The organism is Streptomyces sp. NPDC048288 (genome assembly GCF_043201555.1).
Classification (GTDB): Bacteria; Actinomycetota; Actinomycetes; order Streptomycetales; family Streptomycetaceae; genus Streptomyces.
Window position 1 is genome coordinate 1253438 of record NZ_JBICZD010000001.1, and the last position, 23552, is coordinate 1276989.

The window sequence follows — 23552 nt, forward strand, 5'->3', positions numbered from 1 at the left end:
GCCACCCCCTCACCTGCCCGTGACCGGCCCCTACCGGCCCGCAACCACCGCCCACCGGCCCGCAACCAACCTCCACCCGCGCAGCGATACAGTGCACAGCGTGCGGGCGGACGATCAACAACGGGAGACGCGCGGCGGGGGGCCGGACGGCCCTCGGCGTCGGGCCACGATTCATGATGTGGCGCGGCTCGCGGGTGTGTCCCGGCAGACGGTCTCCCGTGCGGTGAACGACAAGGGTGAGATCGACCCGGTCACCAAGGAACGCGTGCTGGAGGCGGCGCGGTTGCTGGACTACCGGCCGAGCCGGTTCGCCCGGGGGATGGTGCGCAAGGGCGCGGTGACCACCGGTCTGGTGATCCCGGACCTGATGAATCCGTTCTTCCCCGAGGTGGCCGCCGGGGTGCTGGAGGCGGCCGAGCAGCGGGGCTGGCAGGTCGTGGTGTGGGACTCGCGCACCGACGTGGACCGTGAGCGCGAGGCCCTCGACGTGCTCTCGCACCAGGCGGACGCGGTCGTCGGCTACTTCAAGAACGAGGACGCGGAACTCGCGCGGCTGCTCGGCGGAGTTCCGCTCGTGCTGCTCGAACGCGGCCCGCAGCAGACCCGGTTCGGCGCCGTCGGCATCGATGTCGCCGTCGGTATGGAGCGGGGCGTCGCCCATCTGGTCGCGGCCGGGCACCGCCGGATCGGACTGCTGGACGGCGACGGGCTGTCCGCCCCCGGCCCGCGCCGGGCGGCCTTCCTCGACGAGGTCCGGCGGCACGGGCTGCCGGTCGACCAGGGGTGGATCGTGCTCTGCCCCGAGCACAGCGTGGCGGGCGGTGAGACCGCCATGGCCCGACTGCTGTCGGCGCACCCCGAGGTGACCGCCGTCGTCGGCTTCAACGACCTGATCGCCATCGGCGCGATCCGCACCGCCCGGAGCCGGGGGCTGCGGGTGCCGGACGACCTGGCCGTGCTGGGCTTCGACGGGCTTTCGCTCGGCGAACTGGTGGAGCCCGCGCTGACCACCCTGCACATCGACAAGCGCCGCCTCGGCCGGCTGGCCGTCGAGCAGGTCGCCCGGCTGCGGGCCGGTGAGGAGCCGCTGACCGGCGCGGACGCGTGGGTGATCCCCGAACTGGTGGTGCGGGCCTCGGCCTGAGCCGTCGTAGCGGACCCCGTCGGCCCCGAAGACCCCCTGACACCACGTCAACAGATAGCGCCTGCACGTCTCTTGACTGATCTTTTCGGCCACCCCAATACTCGTCGGCAACGTTCACGTGAACGTTCACGGGGCCTTCGACATCGTTGTCCTCCCCTTGCTCCGGAAAGGCGAGTGCGCGCCCATGGCACCACACCGAACGATCTCCCGCAGGCGGCTGCTGGGGGCCTCCCTGGGCGGCGCGGGGGCCGCGCTGCTGGGTCTGTCGGGATGCGGGACGGGCAGCGGCTCGATCTCCGCGGGCACCGACCACCTCACCATCTGGTACTGGAAGGGCTCGCTGAGCGACAAGCTGCTCGCCACCTCCGCCGGCGGCGTTCCCGGGGTCTCCGGCCTCAAGGTGAAGGGCGCGCCGATCGCCGGCGACTACCGGGGCAGGCTGCGCACGGTCATGGCGGCCCGCGCCTACGTGCCGGACCTGGCCTGCCTCAACTCCCCGATCGGGGACTACTTCCCGGACGAGAACGAGTTCCTCGACCTGAAGGACCTCGGCGCGGACGCGGTCGAGGACGAGTACCTGGCCTGGAAGTGGAAGAGCTGCGTCAGCCCGTCGGGCCGCATGATCGGCTTCCCGCTCGACGCCGGCCCGACCGCGCTCTACTACCGCCGTGACCTCTTCGAGGCGGCCGGACTGCCCACCGAGCCGGCCGAGGTCGCCGAGGCGACCTCGACCTGGGAGAAGTACCTCGACGTCGGCAGGACCCTCAAGGCGAAGGCGCCCGGCAAGCCCTACCTGATCTCGCAGATCGCGTACGTCTTCCGGATGGCGCTGTACCAGAGCCCCAAGCAGTTCGTCGACGCCGACAACCACTTCATCGGCGACCAGGAACACGTCAAGCGCGCCTGGGACCTGGCCGTGGAGACCTACCGGCAGGGGCTGAGCGCCCGTGTCCTGGACGGCACGCCCGACTTCAACTCCGCGCTCGGCGGCGGCCGGATCGCCTCGATGAACACCGCCGTCTGGTACATCAACGGCCTCAAGGACACCGCCCCCAAGACCGCGGGGAAGTGGCGGCTCACCACGATGCCGGGCGGCCCGGCGAACTACGGCGGCTCGTATGTCGGCATCACCCGCTACTGCCGGGACCCGGAAGGCGCGTTCGCCTTCCTCAAGTGGCTGCTCGGCCCCGCCAACCAGCTGAAGAGCTATCAGGAGATGGCGCTGTTCCCCACCACCCCGGCCGCCTACGACCAGCCCGCGATGCGCGAGCCCGACCCCTTCTTCGGCGGCCAGATCCCCGTCGAGGTGTTCGGCCCGGCCGCCGAGAAGGCCCCGGTCATCTTCTTCAGCGCCTACGAGAACACCGCGAACACCCCTGTCTACCAGGAGCTCACGAACGTGGAGACGCTCGGCAAGAACCCCGACAAGGCATGGCGTGACGCCATGGAGGCGTCCCGGACCGCGCTCGCCCAGCGGGGGGTGAGCTGACATGGCCGCAGTGGCACAGACACCGTCGGCGGCGGACCTCACGGAGGAGCCGGTCCGGGCGCGGGCCCCGCGCGGCCGCCGGCGGCGCCACCTGCCGTCGTACGCCGCCATCTCGCCGTACTACGTGCTCTTCGCCGTCTTCGGCGCGTTCCCGGTGGGCTTCTCGCTGTACCTGTCCTTCCAGGACTGGGACGGCATCGGGGACATGAAGTTCGTGGGCTTCCGGCAGTACTACTGGCTGCTGCACGACTCGGTGTTCTGGCACGCGCTGCTGAACACCTTCGAGATCTGGTTCCTGTCCACGGTGCCGATGCTGTTCCTGGCGCTGGTCCTCGCCTTCCTGCTGCACTCGCAGACCCGGTTCTCGGCCGCCTGGCGGGTGGCGTACTTCATCCCGAACGTCACCTCGATGGTCGCGATGACGATCGTCTTCGGCTCGGTCTTCGCCCAGGCGGGCCTGGCCAACTCGCTGCTCAAAGCGGTCGGGGTGGACGGTGTGAGCTGGCTGACCTCGGCGCTGGGCATCAAGTCGGCGATCGCCCTCATGATCGTCTGGCGGTGGGTGGGGTACAACGCGCTGATCTTCCTGGCCGGTCTGCAGGCCATCCCCACCGAACTGTTCGAGGCCGCCCGGGTGGACGGGGCGAACAGCAGGCAGCTGCTCTTCCGGGTGATCGTGCCGCAGCTGCGGCCGGTGATCCTCTTCGCCGTCATCACGTCCACCATCAACGGCCTGCAGATCTTCACCGAGCCGCAGGTGCTCTTCTACTCGGACGACCCGGGCACCGCCGGCGGTCCCGGCCAGGAAGGCATGACGATCGTGCTCTACCTCTGGCAGAAGTCCTTCAACGACCTCCAGTTCGGCTACGGGGCGGCGATGGGCTGGCTGCTCTTCGCGGTCATCGCGCTGTTCGCGATCATCAACTGGCGGCTGGTGTCCGGCTCCGGCCGCGACGACCGCCCCGGCATCCCGCTCGGGAAGGAGACCGGCCGTGGCCGCTGAACGCACCGCCTCGAACGCGGGGCTCGCCGTCGGAGCCGGGAGCAGGACCACCCGGATCGCCGTCCGGATCGCCCTGCTCCTCGGGGTGCTGGTCTCGCTGTTCCCGTTCTACTGGCTGGTGGTGATGGCCTCCGTCACCACCCAGGACATCCTGGCCTACCCGCCCCGGCTGCTGCCGGGCGACCAGCTCCTGCACAACATGCGGGAGGTGATCCACCGGATCGACTTCTTCACCTCGCTCTTCAACACGGTCGTGGTGGCCACCGTCGGCACCCTGCTCGTGCTGTTCTTCGACTCCCTGGCCGCCTTCGCGTTCGCCAAGTACGCCTTCCCGGGCCGGAAGATCCTGTTCGGCATCCTGCTGGCCACCTACATGATCCCGGCGCAGCTCTCGCTGGTCCCGCAGTTCGTCACCATGGCCCACTTCGGCTGGGCCGGCACCCTGAAGGCGCTGATCGTCCCGGGGGCGGCCAACGCGTTCGGCATCTTCTGGATGCGCCAGTACGCGCAGAACTCCCTGCCCGACGAACTCCTCGACGCCGGACGCATCGACGGGGCCGGCTTCTTCCGCCTGTACTGGCAGGTGGCGCTGCCGCTGTTCCGGCCCGCGCTCGCGTTCCTCGGCATCTTCACCTTCATCAGCCTCTGGAACGACTACATCTGGCCGCTGGTCGTCATGGTCAACCCCGACAAGGTCACCCTCCAGGTCGCCCTCGCCAACCTCAACGTCGCCTACAACACCGACTACGCGGTGGTGATGGCGGGCGCGCTGATGAGCGTGCTCCCGCTGATCGTGGTGTTCCTGATCGGGGCCCGGCAGTTCCTGCGGGACCTGGCGGCGGGGGCGACGAAGATGTGACCAGGGCCGGGCCGCAGCCGCCACAGCCGGCAGCTTCGGCAGCAGCCGCACCACCGTGAACATGGCCGGGGTCACGGGCAGCCGGCCGCCCTCCGCGGCCACCCCGCCGAGCAGCGAGGACACGGCGAACAGCAGCGCTCCGGCGCCGAGCGTGCGGCGGCGGCCGACGAGCAGTAACGGACCGCCGAAGGCGAGGGTGCAGGCGTTGAGCACCCAGGACAGGCCGGTGCGGTTGAACCCCGGGCCCCGCTGGATGTCGGGCGGCGCGACATTGACGACGGTGGAGTCGACGCCGACCATCATGGAGGCGGCGACGATGACGAGGAGGCCGGAGCGGAGCCCGGCGGGATGCGGGGAGCCCGGCGGGACACCGGCGGCGGTGGCGGACACGGACGGGCCGGACGGGCCGGACGGGGAAGACATGAGGTTCTCCCGGTCTGCGCGTCCCCCTGTACGCCCCCGGCGCGAACGGGCCGGCCGACTGCCCGCGGAGCACACGGTTTGCAAGGAGTAACTGGATGACGCAGGTCAGGCCCATGCGGGCGGACGCTCGGCGCAACTACGAGCGCTTGCTGAAGGTGGCCGTCGAGGCCTTTGCCGAGCATGGGGAGAACGCCTCGCTGGACGACATCGCCAAACGGGCGGGCGTCGGCTCCGGCACGCTCTACCGGCACTTCCCGACCCGGCAGGCGCTGCTGGAGGCCGCGATGACCGACCGGATGGAGGCGCTGGCGGCCAGTGGTGACGCGCTCGCCGCGGAGCTGCCGCCGGGGGCGGCGCTCATGGAGTGGCTGAACGAACTGTGCGTCGCCACCATCCAGGTACGCGGTCTGAAGGCCCTGCTGGGCTCGGCGGTCACCGACGGCAGCCCGGCCCCGCTGACGGCCTGCGGCCGGCTGGTGCGCGGCACGGCCACCCGCCTGGTGGACGCGGCGAAGGCGGAGGGCACCCTGCGCCCGGACATCGAGCCGGTCGAACTGCTGCGCCTCGCGCACGGACTCGCCACGGCATCGGAGCTGGCCAACGGGGAGGGCCAGGACATCCGGCGGTATCTGTCGCTGCTCACGGAGGGGCTGCGGCCGTAGCACCCACGGCCGCGCACCCGCTCCCGGGACACCTCTAGAGGGACTCCGCCCCCGGCTTCACCATGTTGCGGACCGTGCGGGCCTTCACGAACTGGCCCATCGCCGTCATGTCCCACTCGCCGGAGAACTGGCGGATGAGCTTGGCCATCATCACGCCCGTCTGCGCCTCGGCGTTGGTGAGGTCGAAGCGGGCCAGCTCCTCGCCGGTCGCGGCGTCCAGGAGCCGGCAGTAGGCCTTGGCGACCTCCGTGAACTTCTGGCCGGAGAACGAGTTCACCGTGAAGACCAGGCCGGTGACCTCCGGGGGGATCCGGCCGAGGTCGACCACGATCACCTCGTCGTCGCCGCCGCCCTCACCGGTGAGGTTGTCGCCGGAGTGCTTGATCGCGCCGCCCAGGATGGACAGCTTGCCGAAGTAGCAGCTGTCGATGTGGTTGCGCTGCGGGCCGTAGGCGATGACCGAGGCGTCCAGGTCGATGTCCTTGCCGCGGAACGCCGGCTCCCAGCCCAGGCCCATCTTGACCTGGGAGAGCAGCGGGCGGCCGCCCTTGACCAGGGACACCGTCTGGTTCTTCTGGAGGCTGACCCTGCCCTTGTCCAGGTTGATCTTCCCGGCGCCGGGGGCGGGCGGGGCCGGGGGAACCGGGGGAGCGGTGGGCGGGACCGGCTGGGTGGCGGCGGGGGCAGGGGCGGGGGTGGGGGTCGGCTGGGCCGCGGGGGCCGGGGCGGGTGCGGCGGCCGGTTCCTCCACCGTGACGCCGAAGTCGGTGGCGATGCCGGCCAGACCGTCGGCGTACCCCTGGCCGACCGCGCGGGCCTTCCACGCGCCGTTGCGCAGATAGATCTCCACGACCACCAGGGCCGTCTCCGTGCCGAGCTGCGGAGGCGTGAAGGTGGCCAGCACCGAGCCGTCGGCCGCGTCGCGGATCGTGGCCGTCGGCTCGATGCCCTGGAAGGTCTGGCCCGCGGCGTCCGGGCTCGCCGTGACCACGATCTTCTCGATGCCCGGCGGGACGGACGCGGTGTCGACGATGATCGCGTCGGGCGCCGTACCACCGCCCGAGCGGTAGGTCACGCCCGCGCCCGCCGGCTGGTTGTAGAAGATGAAGTCGTCGTCGGAGCGCACCTTGCCGTCGCCCGTGAGCAGCAGGCCCGACACGTCGAGCCGCACGGGAGCGGCGACGTCCACCGCCACCCGGGAGGCGGAGAGAGGGATGTTCGAGCCAGGGGTCATAGCTGTCATGCCGGGTGAACGAACGACCTCTCTTTACCGTTCCCTTAAACTTCTGCCGTACCGCCGAACCGCTACGGCACCACCACGATCTTCCGCCCCACCCCCGCCGCGAACTGCTCCAGCGCCTGCGGGTAGCTGTCGAGCGGCAGCCGGTCGCTGATGAAGACCTCCGGGTCCAGCACTCCGTTGGCGAAGAGTTCCGCCGCCCGTTCGTAGCTGTGGAGCACGGCCATGGAGCCGGTGATGGTGATCTCCTGGTTGTAGACGCGGTACGGGTCGATGGTCACCCGGGTCGCGTAGTCGGCGACGCCGAACTGCAGGAAGGTGCCCGCCTTCGCCACCCGCTCCAGGCCGTCCTGGATGGCGGCCGCGTTGCCGGTGGCGTCGATCACCACGTCCCAGCCCCGCGGCCGGTCCAGCTCGTCCGCGTTCGCGGCGGACGCCGAGACGCCCAGCCGGCGGGCGGTCTCCAGGCGGGCCGGGTTCAGGTCGACGACGTCGACGCTCGCCGCGCCGGTCCGCTTGGCCAGCTCCAGCATCATCAGGCCCATCGTCCCGGAGCCGTAGATCAGGACGTGGGCGCCGAGGCGCGACTGCAGGACGTCGTAGCCGCGTACCGCGCAGGAGAGGGGCTCGACCAGGGCCGCGTCCTGGGTGCGGACGTGCTCGGGGAGCTTCACGCAGTTGGCGACGGGGGCGACGGCGTACTGCGCGGCGCCGCCCGGTACCGTCACGCCGATCGCGGCCCAGCGCTCACAGAGGTTGTTGTGGCCGTCACGGCAGTAGCGGCACTCGTAGCAGTACAGGGACGGGTCGACGGCGACCCGGTCGCCGATCGCCACCTCGGTCACCTGGGAGCCGACGCCGACCACCTCGCCGGCGAACTCGTGGCCCGGCACGATCGGCAGCTTGGGCGCGAACTCGCCCTGGAGGATGTGCAGATCGGTGCCGCACAGGCCGCACGCGGCCACCTCCACGACGACCTCACGGGGGCCCGGGGTCGGGTCCGGGACCTCGGTGACGACGGCACGGCCCACGGACTCGATGACGGCGGCCTTCATTTCACGGCTCCCAACGACAGGCCCTGGACCAGCTTGTCCTGGGCGGCGAACCCCGCGGCGAGCACCGGCAGGGAGACGACGAGCGACGCGGCGCACACCTTGGCCAGGAACAGGCCCTGGCTGGTGATGAAGCCGGTCAGGAAGACGGGGGCGGTCTCGGCGACCACGCCCGTCAGGACTCGGGCGAAGAGCAGTTCGTTCCAGCTGAAGATGAAGCAGATCAGGGAGGTCGCGGCGATGCCGGGCAGGGCGATCGGGGCGACCACGCGCGCGAGGATCGTCGGCAGCCGGGCGCCGTCGATCTGCGCGGCCTCGATGACGGCGACCGGGACCTCGGCGAGGAAGGACTGCATCATCCACACCGCGATCGGCAGGTTCATGGAGGTGTAGAGGATGACCAGGAACCAGATGTTGTCCAGCATCCCGGTGTTCTTCGCGAACAGGTAGATCGGCAGCAGGCCGGCGACGACCGGCAGCATCTTCGTGGAGAGGAAGAAGAACAGGACGTCCGTCCACTTCCGCACCCGCCGGATCGACAGCGCGTAGGCCGCCGGGAAGGCGAGGACCAGGACGAACAGGGTCGAGACGATCGACGCCACCGCCGAGTTGACCAGCGCCGGCCAGGGGCTCGCGCCGCCGCCCGCGCCGAAGAACTCGCGGTAGCCGTCCAGGGTGAGGGCGGCGCCGAAGGAGGGCGGGTTGGTCGCCGCGTCCGCCTCGGAGTGGAAGGACGTCAGCGCCATCCAGGCGATGGGGAAGAAGAAGACGATGCCGACCAGCCAGGCCACCAGGCCGACGCCGACACCCCGGTGCTGCCGGATGCGTGGGGCGATGGTGCTCATGCGCGGGACGCCTCCTCTCGGAACAGGGACGACACCACGCGCAGGGCGAAGGTCGCGATGATGATCGAGCCGATGACCACCAGGACCCCGGCGGCCGAGGCGAGACCGTTCTCGTGGGCCTGGTAGAAGCTCTGGTACACGGTGTAGGGGAGGTTGGCGGTGCCCAGGCCGCCGGACGTGATCGTGAAGACCGCGTCGAAGTTCTGGACGATGTAGATGGAGCCCAGCAGGGCGCCGAGTTCGAGGTAGCGGCGCAGGTGCGGAAGCGTCAGATGGCGGAAGATCTGCCACTCGTTGGCGCCGTCGACCCGCGCGGCCTCGATCTGCTCGGGGTCCCGGCTCTGCAGCCCGGCGAGCAGGATCAGCATCATGAACGGCGTCCACTGCCACACCAGGGCGGCCTCCACCGCCAGCAGCGGGGTGTTGGAGATCCAGTCGGGCTGCGGCCCGCCGACGTAGTGCAACAGGCCGTTGAGCAGGCCGTACTCCGGGTTGTAGAGGACGTGTTTCCAGAGCAGCGCCGCGGCCACCGGGACCACCAGGAAGGGGGCGATCAGCAGGGTGCGGACGACGCCCCGGCCGCGGAACCTGTTGTTCAGCAGCAGGGCGAGCGCGAGGCCCAGCACCAGGCTGACCAGCACCACGGTGACCGTGAGGAGGACCGTCGTCCAGACCGAGTGGCGCAGGTCCGCGTCGGTCAGCACCTGGCGGTAGTTGTCGACTCCGGCGAAGTGCCGGGCCTTCGGATAGAGGGCGTTCCAGTCGAAGAAGGAGATGACCACCGTGGCCACGAACGGCAGCTGGGTCACGACGATCATGAAGACCAGGGCGGGCAGGAGCGGGGCCCGGGTGGCCCAGGCGCGCAGGCGGGCGGAGGGCGGCCGCGAGGCGCGTGCGGGTGTCGCTGCGTAGGGGGCTGTCGTCGCGGTCATCGTCCCTCGTACTCCTTGGAGATCTTCTCGGCGAGCTGCTGGGACTTCTTCAGGGCCGAGTCGACGGACTGCCGTCCGGCGATGGCCGAGCTGATCTCCTGGGAGACCTTGGTGCCGAGATCGGTGAACTCGGGGATGTCGACGAACTGGATGCCGGGCGCGGGGCGCGGCTGCACGCCGGGGTCGTTCGGGCGGGCGCTCTCGATGGCCTCCTTGGTCATCTCCTGGAAGGCGGCGGCCGACTTCACGTAGTCGGGGTTGGTGTACGTCGAGGCCCGCTTGCCCGCCGGGACGTTGGACCAGCCGCTGGTCTCGCCGACCAGCTGCTCGTACTGCTTGCTCGACGCCCAGGAGATGAACTTCCAGGCCCTGTCCGGGTTGCGGGAGGCCTTCTGGATGCCCCAGGCCCAGGTGTAGAGCCAGCCGGCGGACTTCGTCCGCTCGACGGGCGCGGGGACGTAGCCGAGCTTGCCCTTGACCGGGGAGCCGTTCGCCTCCAGGAGACCGGCCGCCGAGGTCGCGTCGTACCACATGGCGGTCTTGCCCTGGGTCATGTTGTTGAGGCACTCGGCGAAGCCGGACTGCGGGGCGCCGGACTCGCCGTGCGCGCGGACCAGGTCGACATAGAACTTCGTCGCCTTCTCGAAGCCGGACCCGGTCAGCCGGGCCTTCCAGTCCTTGTCGAACCAGGTGCCGCCGAAGGTGTTCACCACCGTGGTCAGCGGCGCCATCAGCTCGCCCCAGCCGGGCAGCCCGCGCAGGCAGATGCCGCGCATCCCGGACCGCGCGCCGTCCACCTTCGCGGCGAGGTCGGCGACCTGCTGCCAGGTGGGGTGCGCGGGCATCGTCAGGCCCTTCGCCGCGAACACGTCCTTGCGGTACATCAGGAACGACGACTCGCCGTAGAAGGGCTCGCCGTAGAGCTTGCCGTCGTTCGCGGTCAGCGACTCGCGCATCGGCTGCAGGATGTCCTGCTGGTCGAAGCCCGGGTCCTTCGCGACGTACGAGTCCATCTCGTGCAGCCAGCCGTTGCGGGCGTAGATCGGGATCTCGTAGTTGGACAGGGTGGCCACGTCGTACTGGCCGGCCTGGTTGGCGAAGTCCTGGCTGATCTTGTCGCGGACGTCGTTCTCGGGCAGGACGGTGAAGTTGACCTTGATGCCGGTCTCCTTGGTGAAGCGCGGGGCGAGCTTCTGGAGTTCCGTCATCTGGGGGTTGTTGACCATCAGCACGTTGATCGAGTCGCCGCCGGAACCGGACCCGCCCGCGCCGACCCAGCAGCCGGAGAGCAGCGGGGCGAGCAGCGTCCCTGCGGCGGCCATGGCGAGGGTGACGCGCGGCCTCCGTCGGCTCGGGGTTCGCATGGATCGCTCCTGGAGGAATCGGGATATATGGGGCAGTGGAGGGTGTGGAAAGGCCTTCGGGGAGGGGTGAGGTCGGGGGTCAGACCCGGATGACCTGGGGGCCGAGCAGGGAGTAGCGGTGGGCCTCGGCGGTGGGCAGCAGGGTGCTCGTCACGATCGCCTCCAGGGCGCCGACCTCGGCGAAGCGGCAGAAGCTGACGGCTCCGAACTTGGTGTGCACGCCCGCGAAGACCGTCCTGCGCGCGGCCCGGACGGCCTGCGCCTTGACCTCGCTGACGGCGGGGTCCGGGGTGGTCAGCCCGTGCTCGCGCGAGATGCCGTTGGCTCCAATGTAGGCGAGATCGAGAACGAAACCGGCGAGCATCTTCGTCGTCCAGTGGTCGACGGTCGCCAGCGTGCCGGGCCGCACCCGGCCGCCCAGCAGCAGGACCGACATGTTCTCGGTCTCCGCGAGCGCGCCCGCGACCGGAAGTGACGCCGTGACCACGGTCAGCGGCCGGTCCGTCGGCAGCGCCTCGGCGATGAGCTGCGGGGTGAAGCCCTCGTCGACGAAGACCGTCTCGGCGTCGCCCAGCAGCTCGGCGGCGGCCGCCGCGATCCGCCGCTTCTCCGGCACATGGCTGGTCGAGCGGAAGGCGAGGGTGGTCTCGAAACCGGCGCTCTCGACGGGGTAGGCGCCCCCGTGGGTGCGGCGCACCAGGCCGTGGTCCTCCAGGGCGCGCAGATCGCGCCGGATGGTCTCCTTCGCCACGCCCAGGGCGCCGGCGAGCGCGGTGACGTCGACGGAGCCCGAGGCGCGTGCGGCCCGCACGATCTCGCGCTGGCGTTCCTCCGCCGTCTGCGTGCTCATCCCGTCACCCACTCCCTTGTGGAAACGCCGTGGAACTGCCCGTTCGGGCCATGCAGCAATTTCTACAGCGGGTGTGCGGGGCTGACCAGGTCTGTTGCGGGCCCGATACTGCCCGTGTGGGCCCGTTTGCCCGGCTCGGTGCCCGCCTCGGACCTGCACGGCTGTCCGGGGAGGGGTGGGATCGGGCGGCCCGGATGCCCGAACGCGGCGGCGGGCGGGCCCGTTCGGTGCCCGCCCGCCGCCGCGTGCGATCGTCTCGCGCCGTCGCGAGTACCGGTGTCAGTACGGCCAGATCGGCGGGTCGTTCACGAAACGGCCGCCGAGGTGGGTGTGGGCCGGGTTCTCCGGGTCCAGCTCGCCGTGCTCGGCGATCAGCTTCCCGGCGTACTGCTCGGAGTCGTCCTGCGGGTCGTAGCCGAGCGCCCGCGCGCTCGTCAGGTCCCACCACAGGCGGGTGTTGGCGGAGGAGCCGTAGACCACGGTGTGGCCGACCTCCTCGGCGGTCAGGGCCGCGTGGAAGAGGCGGGCGCCGTCGGCGGGGCTCATCCACACCGAGAGCATCCGTACGTCGGCGGGCTCTCCGAAGCAGGAGCCGATGCGGACGGAGACGGTCTCCAGGCCGTGCCGGTCCCAGTACAGCTGGGCGAGGTCCTCGCCGAAGGACTTGGACAGGCCGTAGAAGGTGTCCGGGCGGTGCGGGGTGCCGACCGGGATGAGGGGGTCGCCCGCGCGGGGGGCCGGGGTGTAGCCGACGGCGTGGTTGGAGGAGGCGAAGACGATGCGCGGCACGCCGGCCTCGCGGGCCGCCTCGTACAGGTTGTACGTGCCCTCGATGTTCGACCGGAGGATCTTCTCGAAGGGCGCCTCCAGGGAGATCCCCGCGAGGTGCAGGACCGCGTCCACGCCGCGCACGGCCTCGCGCAGCGCCTCCTTGTCGGACAGGTCGGCGGTGATCGCGTCCGGCTCGCCCTCGACCGGGCGCACGTCGAAGAGGCGCAGGGTGTAGCCGTACTCCGGGAGCAGGGAGCGCATCAGGGTGCCGAGCCCGCCTGCGGCGCCGGTCAGCAGTAGCGTGCGGGGAGTGGGCATCCACGGTCTCCTTGACTCGGCACGGGTCGCGTACATGCATGATATTCACATGCGTGGACACGCTAGGGAGCTGGGGTGTGCCGAGTCAAGTGTGCACGCGCGTGCGGAAATCTGCTCGCATGGTGGGTGTTTGCCTGCTTGACCGGCCCTCGGGAGGGCTCGTAACGTGGTCGCGTTCATGAATATGGACACCGATCAGAGACATGCATCGACAGGGAGCGCCCGTGACGCCAGCCCCGCTCGCCGCCCGGCTTCGTGACCCGCGCGGGCCGCTCTTCTTCCCCGTCACCGCCTACGGCCCCGACGGCTCCCTCGACCTCGACGTCTACCGCGAGCACGTCCGCCGGGGCGTCGAGGCCGGCGCCGCCGCCGTGTTCGCCTGCTGCGGCACCGGGGAGTTCCACGCACTGCTCCCGGAGGAGTTCGAGGCCTGCGTGGGCGCTGCCGTGGCGGCGGCCGACGGACGGGTACCGGTGATCGCGGGCGCGGGCTACGGCACCGCGCTCGCCGTACGCTACGCGCGTCTCGCCGAGGCCGCGGGCGCCGACGGCCTGCTCGCCATGCCGCCCTATCTGGTGGTCGCCGGCCAGGAGGGGCTGCTGCGCCACTACCGGGAGGTGGCCGCGGCGACCGGCCTCCCGGTGATCGTCTACCAGCGGGACAACGCGGTCTTCACCCCGCCCACGGTCGTCGAACTCGCCCGCACCGACGGCATCATCGGCTTCAAGGACGGCCTCGGCGACCTGGACCTGATGCAGCGCATCGTCAGCGCCGTCCGCACCGAGATCCCCGGCGACTTCCTCTACTTCAACGGCCTGCCCACCGCCGAACAGACCCAGCTCGCCTACCAGGCCATCGGCATCGGCCTCTACTCCTCGGCCGTCTTCTGCTTCGTCCCCGAGATCGCCCTCGCCTTCCACGCCGCCCTCCGCGAGGGGAACCGGGCGACGGCGGAGCGCCTGCTGGACGGCTTCTACCGCCCGTTCGTCGAACTCCGCGCCCAGGGACGGGGATACGCCGTCTCCCTCGTCAAGGCGGGCGTACGCCTGCGCGGTCTCGACGTCGGCGGGGTCCGCCCCCCGCTGCACGAGCCGGGCGAGGACCATGTGAAGCAGCTCGCTCAGCTGATCGAGCGTGGGTACGCGCTGCTGGAGGAGGACGCGTGAGCACCTCCGCGTCCGGAGGAGGCCGCATGAAGACGTCGACGTTCGTCTACCCCTGGGACGTCAACGGGGACCCCGGGGCCCCCGACCGCATCGCCGCGCTCGGCGTGGACCAGGTGACCCTGGCCTCCGCCTACCACTCCACCCGCGCCCTGACCCCCCGTCACCCCCGCCGCCGCATCGTCACCGCCGAGCACGCGGCCGTCTACTACCCGACGGACGGGCGCTGGACGGGCCGCGAGCTGCGCCCGTACCCGGCGGGCGACTGGGCCCCCGGCGACGCCTACGGCGAGGCGGCCGAGGCCCTGCGCGGCGCCGGTCTGGAGGTCCACACCTGGGTGATCCTCGCCCACAACTCCCGTATGGGCGCCGAACATCCGGCCACCTCCGTCGTCAACGCCTACGGCGACCGCTACCCCTGGGCCCCCTGCATCGCCCAGCCCCCCACGCGCGCGTACCTCACCGACCTCGCCGCCGAGGCCGCCGTCCGCCCGGGCGCCGCCGGCACCGAACTGGAGTCCCTCGGCTGGTACGGCCTCCAGCACCTGCACGCCCACGACAAGACCGCCGGGATCCCGCTCGGGGACGCCGGCCAGTACCTGATGGCCCTCTGCTTCTGCCCGGCGTGCCGGGCCGGCTACGGCGAACAGGGCCTGGACGCCGACGAGTTGGCGACCGCCGTACGCGAGGCACTGGAACCGCTCTGGCGCGGCACGGCCGACGACACCGGCTGGCCCACGGTGGAGAAGCTGCTCGGCGAACCGGTCGCGGCGGCCACGCGCGCGTGGCGCGACGAACAGGCCCGCACCCTCCAGGAGACGGCCGTCGCGGCGGTGCGCGCGGCCGCCCCCAAGGGCTTCCAGGTGCTGCTGCACGCCGACCCGGTGGCCTACCACTGCGGCGCCAACGCGGGCGTGGATCCCGCCCGCATACTCGCGGTCGCGGACGGGGTCGTGGTCCCCTGCGCGGGCGGTACGGCCCTGCTGGCGCCCTTCGCCGAGCACGCGCCCGTGGACGCCGTGCTGGCCGCCAACTTCGGGGTGGTCTCCGGCATGGGCGGCAGCCCGGCCACTCTGGCGGCCGACGCGGAGCGCGCCCGGCAGCTGGGCGCCACCGAACTACGGCTCTATCACGCCGGGTTGGCGTCCGACGGCGACCTCGCGGCGGTACGGGAGGCACTGCGCTGAGCCAGTGACCCGGCGGTGGCCAGCAGCCCACCGCCGAGGACCGCCAACAGCCAGCGGTGGTCGACGAGTTCGACGAGGGCGGCGCCCGCCGTCAGCCCGATCACGTTCGGGGTGAACATCAGCGTGTCGGCGGTCGCGGACGCCCGCCCCAGCGCGGCGGCCGGGATCTCGCGCTGGACGGCGGTGTGGGCGGCGATCAGCACGCAGGGGAGGCCGAGGCCGCCGGCGAGGCTGCAGATGAGCAGTGATATGTCACATGGCACCGCCCGCACGGCCACCGCCACCCCCGTCAGCGCGATCCCGTACCCCGCGAACCGCCGCTCGCCCAGCCGCCGCAGCGCGGGCCCGGAGACCAGCCCGACCGCGACCGAGCCGACGCCCTGGACCGTGTACAGCACGCCGACATAGGCGGGGGAGTGGCCGACGGCGTCCACGACGGCGTAGTTCAGGCTGCTGCCGAGCGAGGCCAGGCACATCGTGGCGCCGCCGGCCCGGACCAGCGGCCGCAGCACCGGATGCGCCCACAGCAGCCGGACGCCCTCGACGGTCTGCCCCCGCCAGCTCCCGGCGGCCGGCCCCGGCCGCTCCTCACGCACCCGGAGCAGCGCGCACACCCCCGCCGCCAGGACGAACGTCAGCGCGTCCAGCAGCACCACGCCCGGCCCGCCGTACGCCGTGTACAGCGCGGCGCCGGTCAGCGGCGCGACCAGCTTCATGCCCTCGCGGGCGGTCATCCGCAGTCCGTTGAAGTCGCCGAGGAGGGCGGGATCGACGGCGGCGACGACCAGGGCGGAGTTCGCCGCGTCCTCCACGACGCCCGCCGCGCCGTAGACGAGGAGGACCGCGAACAGGAGCCGGACGGAGGCGGGGGAGTCGACGGTCAGCAGGGACAGCAGCAGACCGGCGAGACCGAGGTTGACGCAGATCAGCAGGGGTCTACGGCGGACGCGGTCGGCGAGGGTGCCGAGGACCGGCCCGGCGAGGGCCGGGGCCCAGAGGGCGGCGGTGCACAGGGCGGCGAGGCCGTCGGAGCCGGTCAGGTCCTTGACCCAGACACCCGACACCAGCCAGAGCGCCGACGTGCCGAACCCGGACACCACGACGCCGGTGAGGTAGAGGGCCGCGTTACGGTCGCGCAGCAGCCGGAACACGGACCAGGAGGTGGCTTTCATGCCTGGTCATCGTGGATCTAAGGCGGGGGTGCGGGGATCGGGCAGGTGCCTTAGAAGCACGCGGGAAGTACGCGGAAGGCACGAGGGAAGTACGCGGACGGCGCGAGGGACGTACGGCGGGCCGATGAGTTCCGGCGGTCGCCGCGGTCCACCTCCCGAAGGCTGTTTTGCGCATCGGCAGGAGGAACCGGAATGACCGGCACGACCATGATCGACCTCGGTCCGCAGGCAAGGATCGTGGCGGCGCTCGCCGAGCGGGTGACGGACGAACAGCTGGCCGGGGTGACACCCTGCCCCGCCTACGCGGTCCGGCACCTGCTGGGCCATGTGGCGGGACTCTCCGTGGCGTTCCGGGACGCGGCCCGCAAGGACCTGGGGGCGACGACCGCCACACCGCCCGGCACCGTCACGCCCGACATCGGGCCGGGCTGGCGGGCGGAGCTGCCCAAGGCGCTCGACGAACTGGCGGCGGCCTGGCGGGATCCGGACGCGTGGAGCGGCATGACGCGGGCGGGCGGGATCGACCTGCCCGGGGAGGTAGCGGCCGCGGTCGCCGCCGACGAACTGGTCGTGCACGGCTGGGACCTGGCCCGCGCCACGGTCCAGGAGTACGCCCCGGACCCGGCGGCGCTGGCAGCGGCGCACGGCTTCCTGCGGATGGCGGCGCAGGGCGACCGCGGCCCGTTCGGGCCGGTCGTGCCGGTACCGGAGGACGCCTCGCTGCTGGACCGGACGGTGGGGCTGAGCGGCCGGGACCCGGGGTGGAAGCCGTAACAGGGCGCGAACGGTGAGCGGACGGGGACCCGGATCCGTACTCTCCTCGCCATGCCCCTGAGTCTCACCGTCCTCGGCACCGCCTCCCCGCACCCGCGCCCCGGCCGCCCGTGCTCGGGCTACCTGCTGCGGGGCGGCGGCGCCGAGGTGTGGGTGGACGCGGGCACCGGGACCTTCGCGGAGTTGCAGCGGCACACGGATCCGGCGCGACTCACGGCGATCTGGATCTCGCACCTGCACGCCGACCACAGCGCGGACCTGCTGGCCGCCGCCTACGCCTACGCCTTCGGCGGGATGACACCGGCCGCGCCCATCCCGGTGTACGCGCCCCAGGACTGCGCACCGCGCCTCGCGGCCTTCCTCGGCCGACCCGATGTGGGCTTCCTGCGCGGGGTGTTCGACTTCCGGCCCCTGTACGACGGCCACAGCGTCCGGCACTGGAACCTCCGGCTCACCGCGCGGGCGGTCGCGCACGGCACCGAGGCGTACGGGCTGCGCGCCGAGTGCCAGGGGAGCGTGCTCGCCTACTCCGGGGACAGCGGCCCCTGCGACGCGCTGACCGAACTGGCCGCCCGCGCCGACGTGTTCCTCTGCGAGGCCGACCTCGACGAGCATCGCGACGGCGAACGGGTCCACCTGACACCCGAGGACGCCGGCCGCTTCGCCCGGGACGCGGGCGCACGGGAGCTCCTGATCACCCATGTGGGGCCGGCCCTGACCCGTGAGATGGCGGCGGCCCGCGCCGGAGTGGTCTTCGGCCGGGGCACGGCGGTGGCCCGGGAGGGCGAGGCACGGGGGTTCTGAAACGGCCGAAGCGGTCCTGGGTCCCGTGACCGTCACGCCGGGCCACCGGACCGCCGGGCCGGGGAACCAGTACGACCGGTGCGACCGGCGACAATTCCCTGCGGGGAATGGCCCGGGAACCCCGGCCGCCGTTACAACAGGCCCGTGGACTTTCCTCGCGCGCTTCGTGACCGCCGTACCCGCCGTCAGCTCAGCCAGCTCGACCTGGCGCTGCGGGCCGGCACCACCCAGCGGTACCTCAGCTTCATCGAGTCCGGCAGGTCCGTGCCCGGCCGGAACATGGTCGTACGCCTGGCGGAGTCGCTGGAACTGCCGCTGCGGGACCGCAACGAGCTGCTCCTGGCCGCCGGGTACGCGCCCGCCTACCCCGAGAGCCCGCTCGACGACCCCGCGTTGGCCCCCGTGCGGACGGCGATCGACCACGTCCTCCGCGGGCATCTGCCGTATCCGGCGCTGGTCGTGGACCGGGGCGGTGACCTGATCGCCGCGAACACCGCCTTCGGCCTGATCACCGAGGGAGCGGCCGCCGAACTGGTGGGCCCGGGCCGGAACGTCTACCGTCTGGCGCTGCATCCCGAGGGCCTGGCACCCCGCATCGGCAACCTCGCCGAATGGGCGCGGCACATCCTGGCCCGCCTCGGCCACCTGGCGGACCTGCGTGCCGAACTCGCCGCGTACGTACCCGAGTTGGAGCCGTCCGCCGGGGCACTGGGGTTCGCCGTTCCGCTCCGCCTGCGGTCCTCGTACGGTGAGCTGCGCCTTATGACGACGGTGACGACCTTCGCCACCGCCGTCGACGTGACGCTCGCCGAACTCAAACTGGAGGCGTTCCTGCCGGCCGACGAGGCGACGGCCGAGGCGCTCGCGGCCGCCGGCCGGGCGTCCTCCTCCGGTCAGGCCCCCGGGAACATGTAGTCGGCCTTGATCCGGCCGCCGTCGTCGAGCACGAGGATCTCCAGGCCGCCGCCCACGACGTCGCCGGTCTCGGTGGACACCGCCTCCCAGCGGAACTTGACCACGCCGTTCAGGCGTACCGCGTCGGCGCACGAGCGGAACGTGACCCCGTTCTTCTCGACGAACCGCTCGTGGCTCCGCGCCACGCGAGCCTCGATGGCGTCGTACCCCTGAGCCTCCAGTGTGGTGTGGCCGAAGCCGAGTTCCGCGGCGATCTCCCGGATCTCCGCGGGCGGCTGAAGGACGTGGGTGGCGTCCTCGGCCCACAGCCGCTCGATGGCCGCCCGGCGTCCGGCGGCGTCCGGCACGGTCCACTGAGCCATGTAGCGGTCGGCCAGGTGCTGCGGGTCGATCTCGATCATGTACCTCTCCTTGCCGGCGGGTCGTTGCGGACCTGATCGTGCGATGCGTCGCCGGGACCGGCAATTCCCCCGGGGGAATGGGCGGCGGTCGCCGGCCGGCGCCTGATCGAATCGCGGTGGAGAAGGCGGGGGTCATCGGCGAGGGTGAGGGCATGGAGACAGCGAGACTTGTGCTGCGGAGGTTCGGGCCGGGGGACGCGCCGGCGCTGGCGGAGTACCGGTCGGATCCGGAGGTGAGCCGGTACCAGTCGTGGGAGGCGCCGCTGCCGGCCGGGGACGCCGAGCGGCTCGTGGCCGCGTTCTCGGCCGGAGACCCGGGGGATCCGGGGTGGTTCCAGTACGCCGTCGAACTGCGGGACACCCCGGGGCTGATCGGCGACATCGGGGTGTGCCGGAGCCGGGACGGGCGGCAGGCGGAGGTGGGGTTCACGTTCGCCCCGGCGTACCAGGGGCAGGGCTATGCCACCGAGGCCGTGGCGCGGGTGGTGGACCTGCTGCTGGTGGACGAGGGGCGCCACCGTGTCTCGGCCGACTGCGACGCGCGGAACGTCCGCTCGGCGCGGCTGCTGGAGCGGGTCGGGTTCCGCCGTGAGGGCCGTCTCGTCCAGAGCACCTGGATGAAGGGAGAGTGGACCGACGACCTCCTGTTCGGGCTGCTCGCCTCGGAGTACCGGGCCATGAAGGGCCGCACCCGGCACGGCAGTTGAGCAGCTCTTCCGGCTCACCTCTGTCAGAAGCATTGACGAAACACGGCTGTCCTCCTACCTTCATCCGCGTCGTACTTCGTACGTCATATATGAGACGCGATACGTGAGATCAGATACGTCAGACCGGGTCCCCGGGCCCGGTACGTGACCCCGAGAGGCGCGCATGACCTCTGTGCCCATGCCGATCCCGTCCCGCACGCAGTACGTGCTGGACGCGATCAAACACCGCATCCTCACCGGGCAGCTGACGCCCGGTCAGGCCCTGGTGGAGACCGAGCTGGCCGCGCAGTTCGGGGTGTCCAAGACCCCCGTGCGCGAGGCGCTCAAGACCCTCGCCGGGACCGGGCTGGTCGTGATGAGCCAGTACAAGGGCGTCACGGTGCGCATGGTGGACGCGGACATGGCCCGCGAGGTGTACGACGTACGGCTGCTCCTCGAACCCGAGGCGCTCCGCCGGGCCGTGCGGCGCGGTGCCTCCCTCGACGCCGCCCGCGATGCCCTCACCCGCGCCGACGATGCCACCGACACCGCCGAACGCTCCCTCGCCAACCGGGACTTCCACCGCGCCCTGTACCTCCCGTGCGGCAACCCGCTGCTCGCCCGGATGCTCGACGAGGTCCGCGACCAGGCCGCCCTCGTCTCCGCCGTGGCCTGGGCCGCCTCCCCCTCCTGGGAGCGCGAGGCCGGCGAGCACCGCGAGATCCTGCGGCTCGCCCTGGCCGGGGACGCCGACGGCGCCGCCCGCACCCTGCACGCCCACATCGCGTCCTTCGTCGAGCGCGCCTACCCCGAAGCCCAGGCAAAGGAAGGACAGGAATGAGCAGCGTGGCATTCGAGACCCAACGGGCGGCCCTGGCCGACGTCGTGGCCATCCCGGTGACCCCCTTCGCCGAGGACGGCAGCGTCGACCAGGACGCCCACCGGGCCCTGCTGCGCCGCCTCCTCGACGGCGGGATCCGCACCCTCACCCCCAACGGCAACACCGGCGAGTTCTACGCCCTCACCCCCGAGGAGCGCCGGCTCGTCACCGAGTCGACCCTCGACGAGACCGGGGACCGGGCCGCCGTTCTCGTCGGCGTCGGGCACGACGTGCCGACCGCCGTCGCCTCCGCCCGGCACGCCCGCGACCACGGCGCCCACATGGTGATGGTCCACCAGCCCGTCCACCCGTACGTCGCACAGTCCGGCTGGGTCGACTACCACCGCGCGATCGCCGAGTCCGTCCCCGAACTGGGCGTGGTCCCCTACCTCCGCAACGCCCAGCTCACCGGCGCCCGCCTCGCCGAACTCGCCGATGCCTGCCCCAACGTGATCGGCGTGAAGTACGCGGTCCCGGACGCCGCCAAGTTCGCCGCCTTCGCCCGGGACGCGGGGCTCGACCGCTTCGTCTGGGTCGCCGGGCTCGCCGAGCCCTACGCGCCCTCCTACTTCTCGGCCGGCGCCACCGGCTTCACCTCCGGTCTGGTGAACGTCGCCCCGGCCGTTTCGCTGAACATGATCGAAGCGCTTCGATCCGGCGACTACCAGGCCGCCATGAAGGTCTGGGAGCAGATCCGCCGGTTCGAGGAACTCCGCGCCGCGGGCGGCTCCGCCGACAACGTGACCGTCGTCAAGGAGGCCCTCGCCTCCCTCGGCCTGTGCCGCCGCGACGTCCGGCCGCCCAGCAGGCAGCTGCCCGAGGAAGACCGCGCCGAGGTCGCCGCCATAGCCTCCGGATGGTCCCTGTGACGACGCCAGTGGTCCCGGTGAAGAAGCCCGAGGAACTCAGAAGCCACCAGTGGTACGGCACCGAAGGCCTCCGCTCCTTCAGCCACCGCGCCCGCACCCGCCAGCTCGGCTACCTCCCCGAGGAGCACCTCGGCAAGCCGGTCATCGCGATCCTCAACACCTGGTCGGACATCAATCCCTGTCATGTACACCTCCGTGACCGGGCCCAGGCGGTGAAGCGGGGTGTCTGGCAGGCGGGCGGCTTCCCGCTGGAGTTCCCGGTGTCCACCCTCTCCGAGACCTTCCAGAAGCCGACCCCGATGCTCTACCGCAACCTCCTCTCCATGGAGACCGAGGAGCTGCTGCGGTCGTACCCGGTCGACGGCGCCGTGCTGATGGGCGGCTGCGACAAGTCCACCCCGGCCCTCCTCATGGGTGCCGCCTCCGTCGACCTGCCGGCCGTCTTCGTGCCCGCGGGGCCCATGCTCCCCGGCCACTGGCGCAACGAGGTCCTCGGCTCCGGCACCGACATGTGGAAGTACTGGGACGACAAGCGCGCCGGCCTGATCGGCGACTGCGAGCTGACGGAGCTGGAGAGCGGGCTGGCCCGGTCGCCCGGTCACTGCATGACCATGGGGACGGCCTCCACGCTCACCGCCGCCGCCGAGGCCCTCGGCGTCACCGTGCCGGGCGCCTCCAGCATCCCGGCCGTCGACTCCGGGCACGACCGGATGGCCGCGCAGGCGGGCCTGCGGATCGTCGAACTCGTCCACCGGGACCGGAAGCTCTCCGAGCTCCTCACCGCCGACGCCTTCGAGGACGCCGTCACCACCGTGCTCGGCCTCGGCGGCTCCACCAACGCCGTCATCCACCTCATCGCCATGGCCGGACGGGCCGGGGTGCGGCTCACCCTCGACGACTTCGACCGCATCGCCCGTACCGTGCCCGTCCTCGCAAACGTCCGGCCCGGCGGCCAGAAGTACCTCATGGAGGACTTGCACTTCGCGGGCGGCCTGCCCGGCTTCCTCTCCCGCATCCCCGACCTTCTCCACCTCGACCGGCCGACGGTGTCGTACGACAGCTACCGCGAGCAGCTGGCCGGCGCCCGGGTCCACAACGACGACGTCATCCGGCCCCGGGACAACCCGGTCGCGAGCGAGGGCGGGGTCGCCGTGCTGCGCGGCAACCTCTGCCCGGACGGTGCCGTCATCAAGCACATCGCCGCCGAGCCGCACCTGCTCAAGCACACGGGTCCGGCCGTCGTCTTCGACGACTACCGGACCATGCAGCGCACTCTGAACGACCCGTCGCTGGGTATCACCGCCGACAGCGTGCTCGTGCTGCGCAACGCCGGACCCAAGGGCGGCCCGGGCATGCCCGAGTACGGCATGCTGCCCATCCCCGACCACCTCCTCAAGCAGGGCGTCCGGGACATGGTCCGGATCTCCGACGCCCGGATGAGCGGCACGAGTTACGGCGCCTGCGTGCTGCACATCGCACCCGAGTCGTACGTCGGCGGACCCCTCGCACTCGTGCGCGGCGGCGACTCCATCACCCTGGACGTCGAGGCGCGCACCCTCCGGCTCAACGTGGACGACGAGGAGCTGGAGCGGCGCAGGGCGCGGTGGACACCGCCGCCCGTGCGCCAGGAGCGCGGCTACGGAGCGCTTTACGACCAGCAGATCACCCAGGCCGACACCGGCTGCGACTTCGAGTTCCTGGCCCGGCCGGGAGAAGTCCCGGACCCGTACGCGGGCTGACCCCCTTCTT

At 71.7% G+C, this 23552-nt stretch carries 23 protein-coding genes; 14 read left to right on the forward strand and 9 right to left on the reverse strand.

All coding sequences use genetic code 11. The features are described from left to right. The first annotated feature begins 91 nt into the window (after positions 1–91). The 5 genes from ACGFZS_RS05615 to ACGFZS_RS05635 all read left to right on the forward strand — a co-directional run bounded on the left by ACGFZS_RS05615 (position 92) and on the right by ACGFZS_RS05635 (position 5580). A complete protein-coding gene (locus tag ACGFZS_RS05615) occupies positions 92–1144 on the forward strand; it encodes a LacI family DNA-binding transcriptional regulator (protein ID WP_393793986.1) in 1053 nt (350 codons plus the stop codon). Between the two features lie 184 nt (positions 1145–1328). Continuing rightward, entirely contained in the window at positions 1329–2633 is a 1305-nt protein-coding gene (locus tag ACGFZS_RS05620; protein ID WP_393793987.1) for an ABC transporter substrate-binding protein, read from the forward strand. Between the two features lies 1 nt (position 2634). Beyond that, on the forward strand, positions 2635–3636 hold the full coding sequence (locus tag ACGFZS_RS05625; RefSeq protein ID WP_393793988.1) for a carbohydrate ABC transporter permease: 1002 nt from the start codon (positions 2635–2637) through the stop codon (positions 3634–3636). Beyond that, complete coding sequence (locus ACGFZS_RS05630; RefSeq protein WP_365680760.1) at positions 3626–4495, forward strand: carbohydrate ABC transporter permease; 870 nt, start codon at positions 3626–3628, stop codon at positions 4493–4495. The genes ACGFZS_RS05625 and ACGFZS_RS05630 overlap by 11 nt, the downstream gene beginning before the upstream one ends. A gap of 518 nt (positions 4496–5013) precedes the next feature. After that, a complete protein-coding gene (locus ACGFZS_RS05635; protein WP_393793989.1) occupies positions 5014–5580 on the forward strand; it encodes a TetR/AcrR family transcriptional regulator in 567 nt (188 codons plus the stop codon). Positions 5581–5614: 34 nt separating this feature from the next. On the opposite strand, the gene ACGFZS_RS05640 is transcribed toward ACGFZS_RS05635, so the two are convergent. The 7 genes from ACGFZS_RS05640 to ACGFZS_RS05670 form a co-directional block, all read right to left on the reverse strand. Continuing rightward, complete coding sequence (locus tag ACGFZS_RS05640; protein WP_393794128.1) at positions 5615–6814, reverse strand: TerD family protein; 1200 nt, start codon at positions 6812–6814, stop codon at positions 5615–5617. A 71-nt stretch (positions 6815–6885) separates the two neighbouring features. Beyond that, positions 6886–7875: a zinc-dependent alcohol dehydrogenase family protein gene (locus ACGFZS_RS05645; protein ID WP_393793990.1), complete on the reverse strand. Its 990-nt coding sequence runs from the start codon at positions 7873–7875 to the stop codon at positions 6886–6888. After that, the gene (locus ACGFZS_RS05650) at positions 7872–8717 is read right to left on the reverse strand and encodes a carbohydrate ABC transporter permease (RefSeq protein WP_393793991.1); all 846 of its coding nucleotides are present in this window, start codon (positions 8715–8717) and stop codon (positions 7872–7874) included. Before ACGFZS_RS05650 ends, ACGFZS_RS05645 begins: the two co-directional genes overlap by 4 nt. Next, positions 8714–9649: a carbohydrate ABC transporter permease gene (locus tag ACGFZS_RS05655; RefSeq protein WP_393793992.1), complete on the reverse strand. Its 936-nt coding sequence runs from the start codon at positions 9647–9649 to the stop codon at positions 8714–8716. The genes ACGFZS_RS05650 and ACGFZS_RS05655 overlap by 4 nt, the downstream gene beginning before the upstream one ends. Continuing rightward, positions 9646–11013 carry an ABC transporter substrate-binding protein gene (locus ACGFZS_RS05660; RefSeq protein WP_393793993.1) on the reverse strand — a complete coding sequence of 456 codons (1368 nt, stop codon included), beginning with the start codon at positions 11011–11013 and terminating at the stop codon, positions 9646–9648. The genes ACGFZS_RS05655 and ACGFZS_RS05660 overlap by 4 nt, the downstream gene beginning before the upstream one ends. Positions 11014–11092: 79 nt before the next feature. Then, positions 11093–11863: a DeoR/GlpR family DNA-binding transcription regulator gene (locus ACGFZS_RS05665; RefSeq protein WP_359224874.1), complete on the reverse strand. Its 771-nt coding sequence runs from the start codon at positions 11861–11863 to the stop codon at positions 11093–11095. A 279-nt stretch (positions 11864–12142) separates the two neighbouring features. Then, the gene (locus ACGFZS_RS05670) at positions 12143–12952 is read right to left on the reverse strand and encodes an NAD-dependent epimerase/dehydratase family protein (RefSeq protein ID WP_393793994.1); all 810 of its coding nucleotides are present in this window, start codon (positions 12950–12952) and stop codon (positions 12143–12145) included. A gap of 224 nt (positions 12953–13176) precedes the next feature. Between ACGFZS_RS05670 and ACGFZS_RS05675 the strand changes: the two genes are divergently transcribed. Both ACGFZS_RS05675 and ACGFZS_RS05680 read left to right on the forward strand, forming a co-directional pair. Further along, positions 13177–14118 carry a 5-dehydro-4-deoxyglucarate dehydratase gene (locus tag ACGFZS_RS05675; protein WP_393793995.1) on the forward strand — a complete coding sequence of 314 codons (942 nt, stop codon included), beginning with the start codon at positions 13177–13179 and terminating at the stop codon, positions 14116–14118. Positions 14119–14144: 26 nt separating this feature from the next. Then, a complete protein-coding gene (locus ACGFZS_RS05680) occupies positions 14145–15302 on the forward strand; it encodes a hypothetical protein (protein WP_393793996.1) in 1158 nt (385 codons plus the stop codon). Here the strand turns inward: ACGFZS_RS05680 and ACGFZS_RS05685 are convergent. Then, entirely contained in the window at positions 15245–16474 is a 1230-nt protein-coding gene (locus tag ACGFZS_RS05685) for an MFS transporter (protein WP_393793997.1), read from the reverse strand. The two genes, ACGFZS_RS05680 and ACGFZS_RS05685, sit on opposite strands and share 58 nt — an antisense overlap. 192 nt (positions 16475–16666) lie before the next feature. On the opposite strand from ACGFZS_RS05685, the gene ACGFZS_RS05690 reads away from it, so the two are divergent. The 3 genes from ACGFZS_RS05690 to ACGFZS_RS05700 all read left to right on the forward strand — a co-directional run bounded on the left by ACGFZS_RS05690 (position 16667) and on the right by ACGFZS_RS05700 (position 18967). Then, a complete protein-coding gene (locus ACGFZS_RS05690) occupies positions 16667–17248 on the forward strand; it encodes a TIGR03086 family metal-binding protein (protein WP_393793998.1) in 582 nt (193 codons plus the stop codon). 51 nt (positions 17249–17299) lie between these two features. Then, positions 17300–18052: an MBL fold metallo-hydrolase gene (locus ACGFZS_RS05695; protein ID WP_393793999.1), complete on the forward strand. Its 753-nt coding sequence runs from the start codon at positions 17300–17302 to the stop codon at positions 18050–18052. A gap of 144 nt (positions 18053–18196) precedes the next feature. Continuing rightward, positions 18197–18967, forward strand: coding sequence for a helix-turn-helix domain-containing protein (locus ACGFZS_RS05700; protein WP_393794000.1), 771 nt, complete (start codon positions 18197–18199; stop codon positions 18965–18967). On the opposite strand, the gene ACGFZS_RS05705 is transcribed toward ACGFZS_RS05700, so the two are convergent. Then, positions 18946–19368, reverse strand: coding sequence for a hypothetical protein (locus tag ACGFZS_RS05705; protein WP_393794001.1), 423 nt, complete (start codon positions 19366–19368; stop codon positions 18946–18948). The genes ACGFZS_RS05700 and ACGFZS_RS05705 overlap by 22 nt on opposite strands. Positions 19369–19520: 152 nt before the next feature. On the opposite strand from ACGFZS_RS05705, the gene ACGFZS_RS05710 reads away from it, so the two are divergent. The 4 genes from ACGFZS_RS05710 to araD all read left to right on the forward strand — a co-directional run bounded on the left by ACGFZS_RS05710 (position 19521) and on the right by araD (position 23542). Further along, positions 19521–20075 (forward strand): GNAT family N-acetyltransferase, encoded by a 555-nt coding sequence (locus tag ACGFZS_RS05710; protein WP_393794002.1) that lies wholly within the window; start codon positions 19521–19523, stop codon positions 20073–20075. Positions 20076–20238: 163 nt separating this feature from the next. Beyond that, positions 20239–20895: a GntR family transcriptional regulator gene (locus tag ACGFZS_RS05715; protein ID WP_365680794.1), complete on the forward strand. Its 657-nt coding sequence runs from the start codon at positions 20239–20241 to the stop codon at positions 20893–20895. Next, complete coding sequence (locus tag ACGFZS_RS05720; protein WP_393655710.1) at positions 20892–21803, forward strand: dihydrodipicolinate synthase family protein; 912 nt, start codon at positions 20892–20894, stop codon at positions 21801–21803. The genes ACGFZS_RS05715 and ACGFZS_RS05720 overlap by 4 nt, the downstream gene beginning before the upstream one ends. Positions 21804–21811: 8 nt before the next feature. Next, entirely contained in the window at positions 21812–23542 is a 1731-nt protein-coding gene (araD, locus tag ACGFZS_RS05725; RefSeq protein WP_393794129.1) for an L-arabinonate dehydratase, read from the forward strand. Positions 23543–23552: the final 10 nt, after the last annotated feature.

What these genes read in the sequence shown, in the direction of transcription:
- ACGFZS_RS05620 (WP_393793987.1), top strand. Translation starts at nt 1,329, where the DNA reads ATGGCACCACACCGAACGATCTCCCGCAGGCGGCTGCTGGGGGCCTCC.
- ACGFZS_RS05625 (WP_393793988.1), top strand. Translation starts at nt 2,635, where the DNA reads ATGGCCGCAGTGGCACAGACACCGTCGGCGGCGGACCTCACGGAGGAG.
- ACGFZS_RS05635 (WP_393793989.1), top strand. Translation starts at nt 5,014, where the DNA reads ATGACGCAGGTCAGGCCCATGCGGGCGGACGCTCGGCGCAACTACGAG.
- ACGFZS_RS05640 (WP_393794128.1), bottom strand. Translation starts at nt 6,814, where the DNA reads ATGACCCCTGGCTCGAACATCCCTCTCTCCGCCTCCCGGGTGGCGGTG.
- ACGFZS_RS05645 (WP_393793990.1), bottom strand. Translation starts at nt 7,875, where the DNA reads ATGAAGGCCGCCGTCATCGAGTCCGTGGGCCGTGCCGTCGTCACCGAG.
- ACGFZS_RS05650 (WP_393793991.1), bottom strand. Translation starts at nt 8,717, where the DNA reads ATGAGCACCATCGCCCCACGCATCCGGCAGCACCGGGGTGTCGGCGTC.
- ACGFZS_RS05655 (WP_393793992.1), bottom strand. Translation starts at nt 9,649, where the DNA reads ATGACCGCGACGACAGCCCCCTACGCAGCGACACCCGCACGCGCCTCG.
- ACGFZS_RS05660 (WP_393793993.1), bottom strand. Translation starts at nt 11,013, where the DNA reads ATGCGAACCCCGAGCCGACGGAGGCCGCGCGTCACCCTCGCCATGGCC.
- ACGFZS_RS05665 (WP_359224874.1), bottom strand. Translation starts at nt 11,863, where the DNA reads ATGAGCACGCAGACGGCGGAGGAACGCCAGCGCGAGATCGTGCGGGCC.
- ACGFZS_RS05670 (WP_393793994.1), bottom strand. Translation starts at nt 12,952, where the DNA reads ATGCCCACTCCCCGCACGCTACTGCTGACCGGCGCCGCAGGCGGGCTC.
- ACGFZS_RS05680 (WP_393793996.1), top strand. Translation starts at nt 14,145, where the DNA reads ATGAAGACGTCGACGTTCGTCTACCCCTGGGACGTCAACGGGGACCCC.
- ACGFZS_RS05685 (WP_393793997.1), bottom strand. Translation starts at nt 16,474, where the DNA reads ATGAAAGCCACCTCCTGGTCCGTGTTCCGGCTGCTGCGCGACCGTAAC.
- ACGFZS_RS05690 (WP_393793998.1), top strand. Translation starts at nt 16,667, where the DNA reads ATGACCGGCACGACCATGATCGACCTCGGTCCGCAGGCAAGGATCGTG.
- ACGFZS_RS05695 (WP_393793999.1), top strand. Translation starts at nt 17,300, where the DNA reads ATGCCCCTGAGTCTCACCGTCCTCGGCACCGCCTCCCCGCACCCGCGC.
- ACGFZS_RS05705 (WP_393794001.1), bottom strand. Translation starts at nt 19,368, where the DNA reads ATGATCGAGATCGACCCGCAGCACCTGGCCGACCGCTACATGGCTCAG.
- ACGFZS_RS05710 (WP_393794002.1), top strand. Translation starts at nt 19,521, where the DNA reads ATGGAGACAGCGAGACTTGTGCTGCGGAGGTTCGGGCCGGGGGACGCG.
- ACGFZS_RS05715 (WP_365680794.1), top strand. Translation starts at nt 20,239, where the DNA reads ATGACCTCTGTGCCCATGCCGATCCCGTCCCGCACGCAGTACGTGCTG.
- ACGFZS_RS05720 (WP_393655710.1), top strand. Translation starts at nt 20,892, where the DNA reads ATGAGCAGCGTGGCATTCGAGACCCAACGGGCGGCCCTGGCCGACGTC.